Here is a 19,617-nt window from a genome sequence, read left to right on the forward strand (position 1 = left end):
CCTCTTGATTTGTTGCGTTAAGTTATTGAATAGAGTTGGTTTTCTACGTATTTTTGGTAACGGTTTTGTGTATGATTTCGTTGCGTGTTTCAGCACTAAAGTTAGCAAATAATTCACAGATAGAAAGTCCGCGAGGACTTTCGTAAGTAAGCTATCACTAGCAATGAATTATACACGGTGTTAGCATACGTTTTTATTCGGTTAGTATTTTTTTAAGATCTGTCAAGTTACTTGGTCTTGGCGCATTATTAGTAACGATTTTACCATTTTCGTCAATTATTAAATATTGAGGTATGCTTACGTACCCTTTATAAGTTGAATGATTCTGTGCAAAATGCTTAAAGAAGTCTAAATTTGCTAACATATGTAAGCCATTTAAATCGTAATATTTAATATTATCTTTCCATTTATCCTCAAGTTCAGCTTTATCTAATGAGATATATAGTTTTTTGTAACCGTTAGATTTTAAAACAACATTTAATTCATTATTAAATTTAAATTCACTCTTACAAGGTCCACACCAAGTTGCCCAAACATCTACATAATACTTTTCCCCATTAAGTTTTTCTAGAAGTTGCTCCATAGTAGATATATTCTTTCCATCTATAAATTCAACAGAACTAGGCATTTCTCTTGATATTTTTTTATGATATTTTTCAATAATTTCAATTTCAGGTTCTAGATAGCTTGTGTAAATACTATTAGGATATTTTTTTTTAAAATCATTAAAAACTCCTACTAAACTTTTTTCAAAATTTTTTTGTTTGGAAGAATTGATAATATAATTAGCTGATATTTTTTCTGTAATTACTGGATTTTTGTATTCATTTATTAAACTATATTGAAACTGATGCCATTTATCATTCTTATACCATTTTTGAGTAGAATCTTCAGTAATTGAAGCATTAGCTATTAATTCATATAAAGGTTTTTGTAGTAAAATATTATCAGCATAATCTAGCCAAGAGCTAGATTTATAGTCATTATTTAAAGGGTACGTTTCAATTGTTTTATTTAATAGTTTAATCAAATCTTCTTTAATGGGTATACTTTGGTATTGCTTGTCTAAAATTATCTGTTGAGTTTTTAATGCATAGTAATAATTTATTTCATCTTTTAATATTATAGCAAACCTTTTTTCAATTTGAGCATTATCAATAAGGTTTTGCAAACTTTTTAATTCTCTATCTTTATGTGTTTTTATTTTTTTCGTAATCTGATAAGATGTAGTGTCTAATTCATATTTACGGGACTCATTTACATCGAAATAAGGCCTTTTGAAATCGTTTAGCATATTCATTCCTATTTCATTTTTCCCTTTGAAAACTAAAGTTGAATCAATGTAAGCAAGCTCAATTTTACTATTTGGAAATAGAATACATTTTAATCTTTCATTGCCTATTACGAGGGTTATATTTTCTGGCTTTTCAATTTCTTTTTTGAATAAGAATTTATTTTTTTTATTTGGATAAATAGTATCATTTTTCATATCCCAAATATAAATATCCTCCAAAGGGTTTCTAACTTCAATAAACTCTATGTTGTCTATATTTATAGTGATTTCAGCATATTTTTTTTCTTCTTTCGTACAAGAGGATAGAATTATAATGCTTAACAAATAAAATATTTTTTTCATGTAGACTAGTTTTTCGTTCAATGTATGCTAACGTGTTGTGTATGATTTGTGCGATTGAGAATCCGTAGGATTTTCCATCGTTGCAAATCATAAAGTTAAAGATATAAATTTTTCAATGAAGTTATGATGTAAGCATAAATTATACACGCTGTTAGTTACTGTAGCGACAGGATTGAGTGATCAGAATCAGCTAAGCGATAAAGATTGGACAATAAAAAGAGAAAAAAGCTAAACTCAAGTTTTGCTTTTACCATTGATAGCGAAAAGTGTTTATAAAACTCTTTGTAGCATTTATCCTTTGAGTAAGAAATTCCGAAAGAGTAGGATTCCGATTAATTTGATTTTAAGATAATAGTTGATTTACATAATACTTTTTGATGTAGAATTTTTTCCACAAACCAGCTCAAAAATCCGCAAGAGTAAAATTCCAATATTATTAATATTAAAAGTAATTGATGAATAATTAATTTCTTTTTGATGAAAAATAAATTTCCGAGTTTGAGTAAGTAAATCCGATAATTTTAAATTTTAAAAACTTTTTATGTTAGGAGTTACGATTTTCGGAGCTATTGTTACTAACGGTCTCGTATAACCGTCAGTTACGGGATTAAAGTTAATGATTTTCGGTTTAACACCGACGTTAGCAATTCCGAGTGGATTCGGACGTAGTCGAATCCGCCGTAATTGCGGTTATACATTGTTATATAGTATTGTTATTCATTTTTATCAAATTGCTTTTAAACCCTTTATTTATAAGGGTTTTATGTTTTTAGTCAATGCAAAATAATGCAATAAAATGCTACTAAAAGTTAGGTTTGTTGTACCTATTGTTGTACCTTCGTATTGCGTTGCACTCTTTTGCACCGCCTATTAATCAGGGTTTTATGTCTTCAATTAAAGTAGTATTAAGAACAAACAAGATAGATAAAGCTGGACTTGCACCTCTTTATTTACGAGTAATCAAAAACAGAAAAACTAAATTCATTTCATTAAGTGTAAAATTACAGCCTAATGAATGGGATGAAGATAAGCAAAAAGTAAAGAAGAATCACAAAACTTCAACAAGGTTAAATGCATACATATCCAGAAAGATAGCAGATGCAGAGGGAGAGATTGCAGACCTTGAAAGAAGAAATCAATCTACATCAGCAAGAAGAATAAAAGAAGCTATTAAAGGTAAGCCTTTAATTAACTTCTTTGAGTTTGCTTATGATAGATGCGAGAAGCTAAAAGATACTGTTACGCTATCCACTTATAGAAGCTATAAAAACAATATCGAAAAATTTGAAAGGTTTATAGGGCATCGTGAAATAATGTTTGATGATATTACAGCTACTACCTTAAAAGATTATGCATCACATTGCAGTTCTAAATTAGGTAACAATAACACGACTATAAATTATGCGTTTAGAATCCTAAACCTAATGTTTAGAGAAGCGAAGAAAGAAGATTTAATATCCAATGAGCTTGTACCATTTACTAAGTTTAAAGTGAAGAAAAACAAGACTACAAAGCGTTATTTAAACGAAGAACAATTTGAAGCCTTTATCAATTTAGAGGTTCCGCAACAGCACAAAGCACAGGTTATTAAGGATATGTTTATCTTTTCTGTTTTTTCTGGAGGGCTACGTTTTGGCGATGTTATCGAATTACAATGGAAGCATTACGATAGCAAAAATCACAGAATTACAAAGACGATAAGAAAAACGAAAAGACAGCATAGTATTAGAATAGGTCAAAAAGCAGTTGATATTTTAGAAAAATACAGAACCGTAGACCAAAAGCAAAATGATATAATTTTTCCATTTGCTAAAGTTGACGAGTTATATTTTAAAGATAGGGAACACAGAAGTTTAATAACCAATAGAGCAATTTCATTGAGTAATATGTATTTAAGCAGAATGGGAGAAGAATTAGAATTGCCTTTCAATTTATCCTTTCATATAAGCCGACATACATTTGCTACAAGGGCATTAAACAATGGTATGCGTATAGAACACGTTTCTAAATTGATGGACCATTCAGATATTGGTATTACACAAGTGTATGCAAAAATTATAAGTAGTGAATTAGATAACGCAGTAGATAAATACATCAATTAAAGTATGAAAGTTAAAGAACTGATAGATTCTATTTTAAAAAATGAAATGTCATTTTTTGAAATTGTTCAATACATAGAAACGAACTCAACAGATAGTTCTAGAGATCTGCTGTTAAGAGAAATTTATTCAGCATTTGAAATGAAATCTTTGGATTTTATGTTTGAAGTAAAAGACGACGACATAAAAGATGCTATTAATCAATTTGACCATAATTTGGAATACTTGTATTTAAGTGATGAGGATAAACTAAAAGTGCAGCATTTTATAAAAGAGATAGACAATAAACTAACTATATTCAATGTAGGTGGATTTTCTAAAGTAGCAGACCCAAAAAAGTTAAAAGTTATCTACTTAAATAATTTAATGATTGAGTATCACGATGGGTTTTTTCAGCACGAAATAAAAGGCTTTGAAAATTTAAGTCATTTTAAATCAATATGTGAATATCTAAAAGAACATTTCGAAAAACCAAAAGAAAAAATAGAGGTTCAACCTATTCAAATTGACTACTCTAACTACCAAAAAGACGACTTCAAAGATTTATTATTAGTAGAAGAATTAGAAAAACGTCTAGCAATTGAAGCAGTTGAGTATAAAACTAAAATTGATGAACTCTGGCAGACCTATACTTTTGACCCAACCTATTTTGATACATTTATCTCTGGGGATTTATACAATGTATTTTTAAACGCTATATACGAAAGAATAAAGCCTTTAAATGACTTTGAAATTAATAAATACCTAACACTATCAGTAAACCAATTTAAGACACACACCCCAACAAAAAGAGCCGAAACATTTAAAAGAATTTACCAAGCTACATATTGGCATCCAAATAAAATGGAATACAAAGAAAATGAACACGATGATAAATATGCAATGCACGTTTGGAGGCATTACGCGAACCATTTTCACTTATTTAAAGACGCTACAATAAATGCATTAAACGATTTTAAAAGTGGTATCACATCTACAACTAAAAAGCCAGTAAAAGTACTAAAAGAAGATTTCAATTCTCTTATTCCACAAGCTAACAAACAAGACTACATTGTACGGTTGCTTGAAGATTTAAGCATAACATTAAATGGAACAAGCATTTTAACACCGAGGAAAAAAGGTGCATTGAGAGGAGTGATTGAAGCATTAAGAGAAAAGATGATAATTCCTAATATTGGTTTATCAACCTTATGCAATGTTTTTGCAGATAAAATAAATTTAGAATTAAGGTCGGAGTTGGATGCATCTACGACATCAGAGAATTATAAAAAGGAAGCATTACAGTACATTAATAACAATCCAATACATTAAAATACACCTCTTATAAGGGTATTATAAGGGTGTGTTTTTAGCACCCTATCACTATTGCATTCTTGCGGTATAATTTTAAAAATATATCGTAATGGAAGCAATCATTTTAAGCACCCAACAGTACAAAGAGTTAGTTAATCGTTTAGACGATTTAAACAAGCAATTAGAGGAAAAACAAAAGACACCTCAAGACACCTTTTTAGACAATCAAGAATTTCTTCAGCTAATGAATATTAGCAAACGAACAGCGCAAACTTGGCGTGATGAAGGTGTTATTTCATTTTCACAAATAGGCTCTAAAATCTATTATCGTATGAGTGACGTGCAAAAGCTATTAGACAATAACTATCGTAAAGCATTCACAACAAAAAGAAATAATTACTAATCCTTAAATCTTAAAGTTATGCAAGTTGCCGTATCAGTATTTAACGACTTCATTTATAAGGTTGAGGATAAGCCTTTAGAAAAAATCCTTAATGATATTAAATCAGGTACTTATAAAGCCAAAATAAGCGATATAAGAAACCTACTATCTAATGACAATAAAAAGGAAGCTGAACAATTAAAAAAGCAATTACAAGCGTTTACAGTATCAGGTACTTTTAGCAATGGGAGAAGTATTGATAAAATTGATACTTACAGCCAATATGTAATTTTGGATATTGATAAACTTTCAGAATCTCAATTAAAAGAGGTTAAACAAATCACACGTTTAGCACCTTACACCTATGCGACATTTATTAGTCCTAGTGGTAAAGGTTTAAAAATCATTGTAAAAGTTAATGCTACTAAAGAGCATCACAAAGAAGCCTATAAACAAGTAGTTGACTATTATGAACAAGCTTTAAATATAGATATTGACACCTCTGGAAGTGATATTTGTCGCTTATGTTTTATGTCTTATGATGCAGATTGTTTTATCAATTCAAATGCAGATACTTTTGAAGTCAATATAAAAATAGAAGAAGAAAAACCAATTCCAATAAAACAGAATAATTCAATAAGTGATGACATAGATGCCTATATATCCGAAATAGAAAAAACAGCAACCGATATTACAGGACATTATGAAACGTGGCGAAATTTAGGTTTTGCAATTTCAGAAGAATATGGAGAAACAGGAAGAGATTACTATCACAGAATAAGCAGATTTTATATAAACTACAACTATCAAGAATGCAATAAACAATACACCAACTGTCTAAAAGCGAAAGGCACAGGAATCAATATTTCTACATTTTACTATATAGCTCACCAAAATAATATCAAACCATATAAAGAACCTATTGAAGAAGAAGTGTTAATACAAAAAGAAGAATCCAATTCAGAAGATTATTCAGATAGTCCAACGTTCTCAACTTCCTTAATTCCTCAACTTCCGCAGTTCCTTCAACAAGTAGTTAAATATACTAAAACAGACCAGGAAAAGGACATAATGATATTAGGTGCTATAACAGCTATAAGTGCTTGTTTGCCTAAAATATACGGTATCTATGATGGCGATAAAGTGTATTCTAATTTATATTTATTCATAACAGCGGCAGCAGCTTCAGGAAAGGGTAAACTAAAATTTTGTAAAAGATTGGTTTATAAAATTCACAAAACAATGCGTGAAGAAGCTAAACTAATGGAAGAAGAATACGACAAGGAATTAGCAATATACAATAAGAACAAAGGAAAGGATGAAAATTTAAAGAAACCTCAAAAACCACCTAAAAGAATGTTGTTTATTCCAGCTAATAACAGTTCAACAGGTATGTTTCAATTATTATCAGATAGCAAGGGTAGAGGGTTAATTTTTGAAACCGAAGCAGATACATTAGCAAAAAACTTTAAAACTGATTATGGCGATTATTCCGATGGTTTTAGAAACGCCTTTCATCACGAAACTATAAAATATTATCGAAGAACAGATAGAGAATATGTAGAGATTGAAGAGCCTTGTTTGTCTTGTGCCTTAACAGGAACACCAAAACAAGTTTTAGCGTTAATGCCAAATGCTGAAAATGGTTTATTTAGTCGTTTTATGTTTTATCAAATGCCAACAAGTACGACTTGGAAAAATGTTTTTGCTATTAACACCAAGAAAGGCTTAAATGAGTATTACGACCAATTGGGTAATGAATTTTATGAGTTATACAGACAGCTAATAACAAATACTGGAATTCAGTTTTCATATACAGAAGAACAGCAAGAAGTATTTCATCAATTTTTTTCAAAAATTAATTTATACTATTTAAACGTAAACCCTTTAGAATACAATTCTTCAATCAAAAGAATGGGCATAATAGCGTTTAGAATCAGTATGATTTTAACTGTTTTAAGGGTATTAGAAACAGGCGATGTTTCAAATCCTTTACACTGTTCTGATGAAGATTTTCAATCCACATTAACAATAGTAAAAGCCTTAATAAAACACAGTAGTAAAGTGTATTCTAGTTTGCCGGTTGATAAAACTGCTATAAACTACAAGAATAAAAAAGAACAGTTTATAGATAGTCTACCATTACGTTTTTCTACACAAGATTATATCAGCTATGCATCTAAATTAAATATCACCCAAAAAACAGCAGAGCGTTATATCACTAATCTTTGTAAAACAAAGTTTTTATTAAGAGAATCTCAAGGTAATTACTACAACCCATCAAAAGAAGAAAGTGAGGAAAATGAGGGTAGTGAGGAGGTTTAGTATTATTTTCCTCACTTTCCTCATTTCCCTTGTGGTTTATCTTTAAAAGATTTATATTTTTAACATTTTAAAAAAGCAGTCTATAACCAATGACCAAGGAGCAACAAATAGAAAATGAATTAATTAGTCGATTAAGCGATTTAAAATACACTTATCGTCCTGATATTCGTGATAAAAATACATTAGAACAAAACTTCAGAGAAAAGTTTGAAAAGTTAAATAGAGTAAATTTAACAGATTCCGAATTTAAAAAACTTAGAGAAGAAATAGTAAACCCTGATGTTTTCAAGGCTTCAAACTATTTAAGAAATACCAACACATTTTCAAGAGAAGATGGTACACCGTTACACTATACGCTTGTAAATATTAAAGATTGGTGCAAAAATGACTTTGAAGTTATTAATCAACTCAGAATAAACACAGATAACAGTAACCATCGTTACGATGTTATATTATTAATTAATGGTGTTCCTGTTGTTCAAATAGAATTAAAAACCTTGCAGATTAGTCCTAATCGTGCAATGCAACAAATCGTTGAGTATAAAACCGATCCTGGTAATGGTTACACCAATTCATTAATGTGTTTTATGCAATTGTTTATTGTGAGCAATAAAACAAGAACGTTTTATTTTGCGAATAATAACAATCAACATTTTGCTTTTAATGCAGATGAACAATTTTTACCTGTTTATGAATTAGCGAGCGAAGACAATAAAAAAATAAGTCATTTAGACGATTTTACAGATAAGTTTTTATCAAAGTGTACCCTTGGTCAAATGATTAGCCGCTATATGGTATTAGTTGCTAGTGAACAAAAAATGCTGGTAATGCGACCTTATCAAATCTATGCGGTTAAAGCAATAGTAGATTGTATAGACCAAAATAGAGGAAATGGCTATATATGGCATACTACGGGTAGTGGTAAAACATTAACATCTTTTAAGGCATCTACACTTTTAAAAGAAAACCCAAATATCGAAAAATGTTTATTTGTAGTTGATAGAAAGGACTTAGATAGACAAACACGAGAAGAGTTTAATAAATTTCAAGAAGGCAGTGTTGAAGAAAATACGAATACCGAAACATTGGTACGTCGTATGTTGTCAACCGATTATGCCGATAAAGTAATTGTAACAACGATTCAAAAATTAGGTTTAGCACTCAATCAAAATAGTAAGCGTAACGTACAGCAAAGAGAAGAAAAAAAAGAAACCTATTACGATAGATTAGCACCGCTAAGAAATAAAAGAGTAGTCTTTATTTTCGATGAATGTCACCGTTCACAATTTGGAGATAATCACGATGCTATTAAAGAATTTTTTCCAAAAGCACAGTTGTTTGGCTTTACAGGAACACCAATTTTTGAAGACAATGCTACTTATAAAACTATTGAAGGTAACGAAGCATCTTATAAAACAACTACAGATGTGTTTCAGCAAGAGTTACATTCTTACACCATCACGCACGCTATAGAAGATAAAAATGTATTACGTTTTCATATCGATTATTTTAAACCTGATGGCGATGTAAATATTGGTAGCGATGTACATAAATTAGCAGTAGCCAACGCAGTAATCAATAAACACGATAAGGCTACAAACGATAGAAGATTCAATAGTGTTTTAGCTACAGCTTCAATTAACGATGCTATTCAGTACTATACTATATTTAAAGAATTACAGGCTCAATTAATTGCAGAAAATGAAGACTATAAACCTTTAAATATTGCTTGTGTATTTTCGCCACCTGCCGAGGGTAATAAAGATATTAAACAGCTACAAGAAGATTTAGAGCAAGAAAAGAAAGATAATGAGGTAGAACCGAATAAAAAGAAAGAAGCCTTAACTGAAATCATTTCAGATTACAATACGCAATACGGTACAAATCATACCATAACAGAGTTCGATTTATATTATCAAGATGTGCAACAGCGCATAAAAGACCAAAAGTATAGCAACAAAGACTATCCACATCAAAACAAAATTGATGTTATGATAGTAGTAGATATGCTCTTAACTGGCTTCGATTCTAAATATCTAAATACCTTGTATGTAGATAAAAACTTAAAGTACCACGGTTTAATACAAGCCTTTTCACGTACAAACAGAGTAATTAACGATACCAAGCCTTATGGGAATATCTTAGACTTTAGACATCAAGAAGAAAGTGTAGATAAAGCAATGGTATTATTCTCTGGCGAAAAGGTAGACAACCCTAAAGAAATCTGGTTAGTGGATGCTGCACCAAAGGTAATTGAAAAATACGAAAAGGCAGTACAGAACTTAAACGAGTTTATGCAATCAAAAGGTTTAGACTGTACACCTTCAGAAGTTAGTAATTTACGTGGTGATGAAGCACGTGCAGAGTTTATCAACACCTTTAAAGAGGTACAACGCTTAAAAACACAATTAGACCAATACACAGACTTAGAAGAACAACAAACAGAAGCTATAGAAGCATTATTGCCAATTGATGATTTACGTTCCTTTAAATCGGTGTATTTAGATACGGCTAAACGCTTAAAAGCACAACAAGATAAAGGCGGTGATAACGTACCACCAGAAGTAGAGCAACTAGATTTTGAATTTGTATTGTTTTCTTCTGCGGTAATTGATTACGATTATATCATTAGTTTAATTGCCAAATACACCCAAGACAAACCGTCTAAACAAAAAATGACACGCCAGCAGCTAATTAATCTATTAAGCTCTAGTGCCAATTTAATTGAAGAACGTGACGATATTATTGAATACATTAACACGCTAGAAGTAGGTAATGGTTTAACCGAAAAAGACATACGACAAGGTTATCAAAAATACAAAGACGAAAAAGCAGAAAAAGAACTACTAACAATTTCTGAAAAGCACGGTATTACAACCGATAGCCTAAAAGCCTTTATTGCCGAAATTATGAACCGTATGCTCTTTGATGGCGAAAAGTTAACCGACTTATTAGAGCCTTTAGAATTAGGGTGGAAAGACCGAAGAATTAAAGAATTAGCTCTAATGGAAGACCTAGTACCATTATTAAACAAACTAGCCCAAGGGCGTGAAATAGCGGGATTAAATGCTTATGAATAATAAAGAAAAAAATATAGTGCCTGAATTACGCTTTCCTGAGTTTATTAATGATGGAGAATGGAAAATGGATGAATTGGCAAATTGTTTAGGCTATCTTCAACCAACGCCCTATTTGGTAAAAAGCACAGATTATAATGACAGTTACAAAACACCTGTTTTAACAGCTGGTAAAACTTTCATACTTGGTTATACTAAGGAAGAGGAAGGTGTTTTTGATAAAAATCTTCCAGTAATAATATTTGATGATTTCACGACAGGAACTCAGTTTGTTGATTTTCCTTTTAAAACAAAATCTTCAGCAATGAAGATTTTAATACCAAAAAATGATTCCAACATAAAGTTTGTATTTGAATCTATTCAAAATTTGAATTTTGAAGTTGGTGTACATAAACGACATTGGATTTCTGTTTATTCGAAACTTCGTATTCCATTACCTAAAGAAACAACGGAACAAAAAAAAATAGCCGATTGTTTATCTTCTTTAGATGAAGTCATTAATGCAGAAACCGAAAAACTAGAGTTGTTAAAAGATCATAAAAAAGGCTTGTTACAACAGTTATTTCCACAAGAAGGCGAAACACAACCTAAATACCGCTTTCCAGAGTTTAAAAACGATGGAGATTGGAAAGAAACCACTTTAGATGCGGTTGCCGACTATGAAAATGGGAAAGCTCACGAAAAAGAGATTTCTAAAACAGGAAAATATAAAGTAGTCAACTCTAAATTCATTTCAACTGAAGGAGAAGTTGTAAAGTTTAGTGATTCTGTAAACTTAGAAACTACAGTAGGAGATGTTTTAATGGTGTTAAGTGATATACCAAATGGTAAAGCATTGGCGAAATGTTTTTACGTGGATAAAAATGATACTTATACGGTAAATCAGCGTATTTGTAAAATAACATCAACCAATATCAATAATATTTTTCTATTTTATCAACTTAATAGAAATAAGTATTTCTTACGTTTTGATGATGGTAATAAACAGACAAACTTAAGAAAAGTTGATGTGTTGAATTGTCCAATTTTAAAACCTACAAACCCTAAAGAACAAGATAAGATTGCAAATACACTTACTTCCGCAAGTACATTAATAGAAGCCCAAACTCAAAAAATAGAAGATTTGCAAGCTCATAAAAAAGGCTTGTTGCAACAATTGTTTCCAAACATTAATACTTTGTAATTTATGAGCACTATATCAGAAATAGCAGAAGAATTAAAAAACGTTGGGGAATATGTGAGGTGTGTATATGCATTCAACGGCACAGGTAAAACTAGGTTATCAGTTGCCTACAAAGATTTAACCAAAGTAGAAAATGATGGTAATCACGCAGGTGTTTATTATAATGCCTACAGTGAAGACCTTTTTAATTGGGATAACGATGAACCTAATGATAATGTAGGTGTTAAGTTGGAAATAAAACAAAGTAGTCTTAATGTTTTATATAATCAGTTAACAGATGACTTAATTGAAGAGCAACTTTTAAGATATAATCCAACATATAAATTTGAATTAATTAGAAATGCTAATGAAGAAATAGGTGTTGATGCTGTGCGTTTTTTTAAAGAAGATACGCCTAAAGAAAATATCAAAATATCTAGTGGTGAAACTCGCATATTTGTTTGGAGTTTTTTTCTTACCCTATTCAAAAATGATGGTTGGGCAGACCAACAAGATGCTCACTTTTTTATTGATGACCCCATCTCTAGTTTAGATGATAACAATATTTTCTTAACCGCAGATACATTAGTAGATATAGTAGAAGAAAATTTTGAGACAGATAGAGATATAATAATTACAACTCATCATATAGGTTTATTCAGTGTTTTATATGACCGTTTTAAATACGGTGAGAAAAGTGGAAGATATAAAAACAACTCAAAGTTTTTTATGCTTAAAAAAGACAACAATGAATTGGAATTAAAACCATTTGAAAAAGAAGTCTTTTTATATCATTTGCATTTATTCAAGACCTTAGATGAAGCGAATAATTCTCAATTATATACATATCACTTCGTATTGTTGAGACAATTAATAGAATACATTGCTTCATTTTTAGGTAAGAGTCAATTAAGGTTTGTGCTTGAAGAAATTAAGGTAGATAATCCAGAGGAAAAAATATATATGTTAAACTCAATGTCTCACAAAAAAGTTTTTGTACCGCAAATTAGCAAGATGAATGAAAACGAAGAAAAAGACTTTAAAGAGATATTTGATAAACTTTTAATAAAATACAATTTTAGATTTTAGTCATTATGACAGCAAAACAAAAACAAGACGAATTAGGAAAAACCCTTTGGAAAATAGCAGATAGTTTAAGAGGGGCAATGAATGCGGATGATTTCCGTGATTATATGTTGTCATTTCTCTTTTTACGTTATTTATCAGACAACTACGAAACATCAGTTAAAAAAGAATTAGGTTCTGATTATCCAAAGTTAGATGAAGAAGATAGTCGTACACCGTTATCGGTTTGGTATCAAGACAATCCAGAGTTTATTGTAGACTTTGAAAAGCAAATGCGTAGAAAAGTACACTACGTTATTGAGCCAGCATATTTATGGAATAGCATTGCAGAATTAGCAAGAACACAGAATAGCGAACTACTATTAACCTTACAAAAAGGGTTTAAATACATAGAAAACGAATCGTTTGATAATTCTTTTAAAGGGTTATTCTCAGAAATCAATTTAGATTCTGAAAAGTTAGGTAAAAACTATGAGGCACGTAATAAAAAGCTATGTACCATTATTCAAAAAATCGCAGAAGGCATTGAAGGTTTCGATACAGATACCGATAGTTTAGGTAATGCTTACGAGTACTTAATTGGTCAGTTTGCGGCAGGTTCTGGTAAAAAGGCAGGAGAATTTTATACCCCACAAGAATTATCTACCGTACTTTCAGAAATAGTAAGCTTAGATAGTCAAAACCCAAAAGCAGGTAAAAAGAAAAAAATCAATAAGGTATTAGATTTTGCTTGTGGTTCTGGGTCATTGCTATTAAACGTAAAGAATAAAATAGAAAAACAAGAAGGTGGTGGTACAATAAGTAGAATATATGGTCAAGAAAAGAATATAACCACTTACAACTTAGCACGTATGAATATGCTGTTGCACGGTGTTAAGGATTCTGAGTTTGAAATATTTCACGGTGATACCTTAAAAAATGATTGGGATATTTTAAATGAAATGAACCCTGCTAAAAAAGTAGAGTTTGATGCTATTGTAGCAAATCCACCATTTAGTTTACGTTGGAATCCAAGTGAAACCACAGCAGAAGATTTTAGATTTAAAAACTATGGTTTAGCACCTAAATCGGCAGCAGATTTTGCTTTCCTATTACACGGTTTTCACTTTTTAAGCGATGAAGGTACAATGGCTATTATATTACCACACGGTGTGTTATTTAGAGGTGGTGCAGAACAACGTATTCGTACAAAATTATTGAAAGATGGTAATATCGATACAGTAATTGGTTTGCCTTCAAATTTATTCTTTTCAACAGGTATTCCAGTATGTATTTTAGTATTGAAAAAATGTAAAAAAGAAGATGATGTGTTATTTATAAATGCTAGTGGCGATGAGAATTTTGCAAAAGAAAAACGTCAAAACTTTTTACGAAAAAAAGATATAAAGAGAATTGTTGATACTTACCAAAACAGACCAGAAATAGAAGAAAGATATGCACGTAGCGTATCAATGGAAGAAATCGTGAAAAACGATTTTAATCTTAATATTTCAAGATACGTTAGTACAGCAAAACCAGAACCAATTATCAACTTAAAAGAAGTTAATAGTAAGCTTGTTGATGTAGAGAAAAGAATAAAAGTAAGTAGAGAAGAGCATAATTCCTATTTAAAGGAATTAGGTTTGGATGGTATTTAAAGACGTGAAAATTAATGACTATAAGTTAATAAGTATTTTTAAACACATTATTTACTTTACTATTAGTGTTCAAACAAATTATTTGGTGATATTATTTATTGGAAGAACTTAAATACATAACAGCAATTCAAATATTAGAGCAAAAAGGCACTAATAGTGTTCCTTTCCTTGTTTTATGTGATGATGGCGAAATGTATATAGCCAAGTCAATTTTCAAATCACATCCACCATTTGAAGATTTAATAAATGAAATTTTAGGTGTTTATTTTTTGGAATTAATGCAAGTAAATACCATAAAATCTTGTCTTATTAAAATTCCACAGGAAGTTTTTGAAACTTTTAAAATTACTGATAAGAAGTATGATAACAGGTATAACAATTTTCAGTTTGACGATATGTTATTTTTTGGTTCTTTATATCAATTAACAACCACAGAGGTGGAATTGTATAATACAACACTTAAAAATAAGTTTGATTATAATAAGTATGTGAATCCTTTGGACTTTATAAAAATTGGTGTTTTTGATTATTGGATTGGTAATATGGATAGAAGAGGAAGTAATCCAAATATTTTGATAGATGAAACTGCTGATGGTAGATTTAAATTTTTGCCTATTGACCACACATATCTTTATGGTTATCAAAGCCAATATAAAGCTTTACGTCTATCATTAATGTCTAATCCTAATCCTAAAAGTATCCTAAAAACACCTATGTCAAAAAGTATTCTTAACTTTGCAGACTCAAAAATTATCAGTAACTTTCACAATGTTATATTTGAAAGTTTTAATGATATTTTAGATAATATTGATTTTGTGTTTGAGCAAGTTCCAAATTCATTTGGTTTAAGTAAAAAGGGCAAAAAAAAGATAAAAGAAATTTTGTCAAATCAAGATAGAAACAAAGAGGTATCAAGAATATACTTTAATTATAAATAATGAAATCATACTACAGTATAATTCGTTTTGTAAACAACCCATTGAGTAGGGAGAACCTTGCTATCGGTATGATATTGATATCTGGTAATGAAGTATATTATAAGTTTTCAAAAGAAAAAATTGCTTTATCTCATAAAATCAATAACTCGAATAGTAAATTATTAGATTATACTATTAAGAAAATTTCAGATTTTATTGATTTTCAATTGAAAGAGGAAGTTTCCTTATTTTCTAAGGATGTTTCTGTTAATTTAGAATATTTAAACAGGTTGTCAATCTATAACAATGGTTTTATCCAATTTGATAATCCTTCTGTTTTACATATGTCTATAAATTCATCTAACTTCAATGATTTTTTCAAAAAATATATAGAACTTAATCTTAAACCTCAAAAAAAGCAGATAGTTGATAAGGCTTTCAATAGAACTATAAAAAAGGTGTTTTTTGAACCATTAAAAGATGTAATTGATTTAAATTACAAAGTAAAAAAAGAACAGATACCCAACCTTTTTTTCGATTATACTTTAGATGGAATTGGTGTTAATGGGAGTGTTTACTCTGTCAAGTCAATAGATTTAAATTCAGAAAAACCAATAGATATAATTAGGCGTGAAATTTCAGATTTAGAGAGTTTGAATTACCGTCTTGATTTATTTAGTAAAGAATATTCTCTTGATGAAGATAACGCTAATCATTATCTTGTAATCGACCCTTATAAAGGTTCTAAATCATCGTACCATAAGTTGTATGAAATTTTAATGGAACAAAAAGAAGATGATTATCCATATTCTATAATCGATACAAATTTTTTACCATCTGTAACTGCTAGTATTAAAAATTCTGAATCAATAATTAAATTCTCTGATTTTATTGAAAGGGTAAGCCAATAAATTCCCCACAAAACAAAACCCAGTTTTTTGTGAAAAACAAAAACCCTCTGTCTTTTGTTTTGTTCCGCTCGCCAACGCGCTTGTAGTTTTTGGTTGCCAACCCTCACACAGCACATTACTTGTTTTATTTAAACTTTTATATTTTATTAAATAGGTACAATAAAAAAGTAAAAAGCTGTTGCCAACGCACAGACCAAAAACTACCCAAAGCTATGTTTACATAATACAAGTTATAGTAGCAAACGGCACTTTTCAAAGGTTTGCTATCGCAGTGTTAATGCATTTTGTAGCTATAACTGGTATTATGTAAAATATCCGCTCTGCCTTTACGCTCAATTCCGTTAATAAATTGAAAGTTTTGATATAAAAAACGAAAACCTTTTTATATAACTTTGCAATATGCAAGTCAGAAAATTATATAACACAAGAGCAATAGAATTTTATGGTGCAGATGTTTCAACACATCTAAAATTGCCTTTTGTGGCTAATGGTATAAGTGCAGGGTTTCCATCCCCAGCAGATGACTTTTTAGACATAAACATAGACCTAAATAAACATCTAATTAAAAACCCAAGCACAACATTTTATGGTCGTGTTCGTGGCGATTCAATGATAGATGCAGGTATTCACGATGGTGATTTACTAATTATTGATAAAAGTTTAGAACCTACAAATAACAAAATTGCTGTTTGTTTTATTGATGGTGAATTTACTGTTAAACGCATTGGAATAGAAAAAGACTGTGTTTGGTTAATTGCAGAAAATCAAAATTACAAACCTATTCAAGTCACTAAAGACAATGATTTTATCATTTGGGGTATTGTTACTAACGTAATCAAAAACCTATGATATGTTCGCACTCGTTGATTGCAATAACTTTTACGCTTCCTGTGAGCGTGTTTTTAACCCATCATTAAATGGTAAACCTGTAGTGGTTTTATCAAATAACGATGGTTGTGTTATTGCAAGATCCAACGAGGCCAAAGCGTTAGGTATTCCAATGGGCGCACCTGCATTTGAATATGCTAAAACATTTGAAAAACAAAACGTAAACGTTTTTTCTTCAAATTACGCTTTATATGGCGATATGAGTAGTAGAGTGATGAATCTACTTTCAGAGTTTACACCAGAAGTTGAAATATACAGTATCGATGAAGCATTTTTAAAGTTTATAGGTTTTGAACTTTTTAGCCTTCAGGAAATTGGAGTAACAATGCGTAATCGTGTAACAAAAGGTACAGGCATTCCAATTAGTATTGGCTTTGCGCCAACAAAAGCATTATCAAAAGTAGCCAATAAAATAGCAAAGAAGTTCCCGGAACGTACAAACAATGTTTATGTAATAGATAATGAAGAAAAGAGAATAAAAGCCTTAAAGTGGTTGCCAATCGAAGATGTTTGGGGCATTGGTAGAAAACACTCACAAAGACTTAAAAATCTCAATATTCATAATGCTTATCAATTTTCTCAACTATCAGATGATTGGGTGCGTAAAAATATGTCTGTAGTTGGTTTACGTCTAAAGCACGATTTAGAGGGTAAACCTACTTTAGATTTAGAAACTACTGCAAACAAGAAAATGATAGCAACAACACGCTCATTTGATGGAATGCTAACATCATATCAAGATATTAGAGAACGTGTATCTACGTTTGCTGTGTCTTGTGCAGAAAAATTGCGTAAACAAAAATCACAATGTAATATGCTTATGGTATTTTTGCATACCAACGGTTTCCGAAAAGATTTACCTCAATATGGTAGAAACATAGTTGTAAAAACAGAATTTCCAACCAATTCGAGCATAGATTTAGTTAAATATGCAGAAGCAGGTTTACAAGCAATTTATAGAGAAGGCTTTCATTATAAAAAAGCAGGTGTTATTGTTATGGGTTTAACCCCAAGTAATCAAAAACAATTCACACTATTTACTTCCGAAAACCCAAAACATCAACCAATAATGCATATCGTAGATAGGCTAAATAAAGCCTATGGTAACAATAAAATAAAGTTTGGTAGTCAATCATTAGGTAGACAATGGAAGATGAAACAAGAGCGCCTATCCCCACGATATTCAACCAATATTAATGAAATAATCGACATAAGAGTTTAATTAGTATATTTAATAACCTAAATAAAACTTTATGTGTTTCCATACTTCTCAAACTAAAAAAGTAATAGAGCTTGAAAACCGCTATGATGTTTCATTGACAAAGGATGACGCAAGAGAAGTGTATGATATTCCAAGATACCACTTAAACGGTTTTTCTCATCCTGATATGCTTATAATACCACAAGAAGGTCCATCAGCTTTAGCGCCTGCATTATGGGGTATAGTTCCAGGCAATAAAAAACCTGAACAATTAACCGATTATTACAAAGAAGCTGTTCGGTATGGAGGAGGTCTCAATGCTCAATCTGAAAAATTATTTAATCATTTTATATACAAAAATTCAGCCTTAACAAGACGTTGTATAATTCCAGTAACAGGATTTTTTGAACCTCACGAATACAAAGGAAAAAAATTTCCATTTCATATAAAAAATAAAAACAATGATGTATTGTCTTTAGCAGGTTTATATACAATAATTGGCGATGTTGTTACCTTTACCATTCTTACTAAAAAAGCATCACCATTATTTGCAAAAATTCACAATAAAAAGAATAGACAACCGGTAATACTTCAAAAGGACTTTGAACAAGAATGGTTAAAAGATGATTTAAACGAAAACGGAATTAATGAATTAATTAATCTAAATTTTAATGAAGAGGTATTAGATACATACACAGTAAGTCGTGATTTATTTAGTCCAAGAATCAATTCAGATACAGCATCAATTATCGATGAAGTAAAATATGAAGGTATAATAATCTAAATTGTTTTAATTATTAGTTATCTCATTCAAGCTGCACAAAACCATCGTTAAGTCCAAGTTTTCCTTACCTCAAGTCTTTGTTTGTTTCATTTCGTTAACAAATATGAATAGTAACAATTGTGTTGTCCTTTTGCTATTTAATTCATTGAAAGATTGTATTTTAGCCTAGAAGTATAACCGCTAAAAAAAAGAAACGCATCATTTCTGATGCGTCGGGCC

The 19,617-nt window shown here is 30.4% G+C and carries 14 protein-coding genes; 13 read left to right on the forward strand and 1 reads right to left on the reverse strand.

From position 1 onward, the window contains the following. Positions 1–193: 193 nt before the first annotated feature. Entirely contained in the window at positions 194–1,636 is a 1,443-nt protein-coding gene (locus tag ACRHNM_RS14535) for a TlpA family protein disulfide reductase (RefSeq protein WP_431137380.1), read from the reverse strand. Positions 1,637–2,520: 884 nt separating this feature from the next. Between ACRHNM_RS14535 and ACRHNM_RS14540 the strand changes: the two genes are divergently transcribed. From ACRHNM_RS14540 to ACRHNM_RS14600, 13 genes are all read left to right on the forward strand, one after another. After that, a complete protein-coding gene (locus ACRHNM_RS14540; RefSeq protein ID WP_431137381.1) occupies positions 2,521–3,738 on the forward strand; it encodes a tyrosine-type recombinase/integrase in 1,218 nt (405 codons plus the stop codon). Between the two features lie 3 nt (positions 3,739–3,741). Beyond that, positions 3,742–5,046: a hypothetical protein gene (locus ACRHNM_RS14545; RefSeq protein WP_431137382.1), complete on the forward strand. Its 1,305-nt coding sequence runs from the start codon at positions 3,742–3,744 to the stop codon at positions 5,044–5,046. A gap of 91 nt (positions 5,047–5,137) precedes the next feature. Next, on the forward strand, positions 5,138–5,431 hold the full coding sequence (locus ACRHNM_RS14550; protein WP_431137383.1) for a helix-turn-helix domain-containing protein: 294 nt from the start codon (positions 5,138–5,140) through the stop codon (positions 5,429–5,431). Positions 5,432–5,449: 18 nt separating this feature from the next. Next, positions 5,450–7,735 carry a DUF3987 domain-containing protein gene (locus ACRHNM_RS14555; protein WP_431137384.1) on the forward strand — a complete coding sequence of 762 codons (2,286 nt, stop codon included), beginning with the start codon at positions 5,450–5,452 and terminating at the stop codon, positions 7,733–7,735. A gap of 89 nt (positions 7,736–7,824) precedes the next feature. Then, entirely contained in the window at positions 7,825–10,815 is a 2,991-nt protein-coding gene (locus tag ACRHNM_RS14560) for a type I restriction endonuclease subunit R (RefSeq protein ID WP_431137385.1), read from the forward strand. Further along, on the forward strand, positions 10,808–11,995 hold the full coding sequence (locus ACRHNM_RS14565; RefSeq protein ID WP_431137386.1) for a restriction endonuclease subunit S: 1,188 nt from the start codon (positions 10,808–10,810) through the stop codon (positions 11,993–11,995). The genes ACRHNM_RS14560 and ACRHNM_RS14565 overlap by 8 nt, the downstream gene beginning before the upstream one ends. A 3-nt stretch (positions 11,996–11,998) precedes the next feature. Continuing rightward, positions 11,999–13,063: an AAA family ATPase gene (locus ACRHNM_RS14570; protein ID WP_431137387.1), complete on the forward strand. Its 1,065-nt coding sequence runs from the start codon at positions 11,999–12,001 to the stop codon at positions 13,061–13,063. Positions 13,064–13,068: 5 nt separating this feature from the next. Continuing rightward, positions 13,069–14,697, forward strand: a complete 1,629-nt coding sequence (locus tag ACRHNM_RS14575; RefSeq protein WP_431137388.1) for a type I restriction-modification system subunit M — start codon at positions 13,069–13,071, stop codon at positions 14,695–14,697. A 98-nt stretch (positions 14,698–14,795) separates the two neighbouring features. Beyond that, positions 14,796–15,635, forward strand: a complete 840-nt coding sequence (locus tag ACRHNM_RS14580) for a HipA family kinase (RefSeq protein WP_431137389.1) — start codon at positions 14,796–14,798, stop codon at positions 15,633–15,635. Continuing rightward, positions 15,635–16,525 (forward strand): hypothetical protein, encoded by an 891-nt coding sequence (locus ACRHNM_RS14585; protein WP_431137390.1) that lies wholly within the window; start codon positions 15,635–15,637, stop codon positions 16,523–16,525. The genes ACRHNM_RS14580 and ACRHNM_RS14585 overlap by 1 nt, the downstream gene beginning before the upstream one ends. Before the next feature lie 399 nt (positions 16,526–16,924). After that, positions 16,925–17,374 (forward strand): LexA family protein, encoded by a 450-nt coding sequence (locus ACRHNM_RS14590; protein WP_431137391.1) that lies wholly within the window; start codon positions 16,925–16,927, stop codon positions 17,372–17,374. Between the two features lies 1 nt (position 17,375). Then, positions 17,376–18,635, forward strand: coding sequence for a Y-family DNA polymerase (locus tag ACRHNM_RS14595; RefSeq protein ID WP_431137392.1), 1,260 nt, complete (start codon positions 17,376–17,378; stop codon positions 18,633–18,635). Positions 18,636–18,666: 31 nt separating this feature from the next. Next, complete coding sequence (locus ACRHNM_RS14600) at positions 18,667–19,398, forward strand: SOS response-associated peptidase (protein ID WP_431137393.1); 732 nt, start codon at positions 18,667–18,669, stop codon at positions 19,396–19,398. Positions 19,399–19,617 lie beyond the last annotated feature (219 nt).

This window comes from Psychroserpens mesophilus, assembly GCF_050617655.1.
Taxonomy (GTDB): Bacteria; Bacteroidota; Bacteroidia; order Flavobacteriales; family Flavobacteriaceae; genus Psychroserpens; species Psychroserpens mesophilus_A.

Coding starts and splice junctions, on each gene's coding strand:
- ACRHNM_RS14535 (WP_431137380.1), bottom strand. CDS start 1,636: ATGAAAAAAATATTTTATTTGTTAAGCATTATAATTCTATCCTCTTGT.
- ACRHNM_RS14540 (WP_431137381.1), top strand. CDS start 2,521: ATGTCTTCAATTAAAGTAGTATTAAGAACAAACAAGATAGATAAAGCT.
- ACRHNM_RS14545 (WP_431137382.1), top strand. CDS start 3,742: ATGAAAGTTAAAGAACTGATAGATTCTATTTTAAAAAATGAAATGTCA.
- ACRHNM_RS14550 (WP_431137383.1), top strand. CDS start 5,138: ATGGAAGCAATCATTTTAAGCACCCAACAGTACAAAGAGTTAGTTAAT.
- ACRHNM_RS14555 (WP_431137384.1), top strand. CDS start 5,450: ATGCAAGTTGCCGTATCAGTATTTAACGACTTCATTTATAAGGTTGAG.
- ACRHNM_RS14560 (WP_431137385.1), top strand. CDS start 7,825: ATGACCAAGGAGCAACAAATAGAAAATGAATTAATTAGTCGATTAAGC.
- ACRHNM_RS14565 (WP_431137386.1), top strand. CDS start 10,808: ATGAATAATAAAGAAAAAAATATAGTGCCTGAATTACGCTTTCCTGAG.
- ACRHNM_RS14570 (WP_431137387.1), top strand. CDS start 11,999: ATGAGCACTATATCAGAAATAGCAGAAGAATTAAAAAACGTTGGGGAA.
- ACRHNM_RS14575 (WP_431137388.1), top strand. CDS start 13,069: ATGACAGCAAAACAAAAACAAGACGAATTAGGAAAAACCCTTTGGAAA.
- ACRHNM_RS14585 (WP_431137390.1), top strand. CDS start 15,635: ATGAAATCATACTACAGTATAATTCGTTTTGTAAACAACCCATTGAGT.
- ACRHNM_RS14590 (WP_431137391.1), top strand. CDS start 16,925: ATGCAAGTCAGAAAATTATATAACACAAGAGCAATAGAATTTTATGGT.
- ACRHNM_RS14595 (WP_431137392.1), top strand. CDS start 17,376: ATGTTCGCACTCGTTGATTGCAATAACTTTTACGCTTCCTGTGAGCGT.
- ACRHNM_RS14600 (WP_431137393.1), top strand. CDS start 18,667: ATGTGTTTCCATACTTCTCAAACTAAAAAAGTAATAGAGCTTGAAAAC.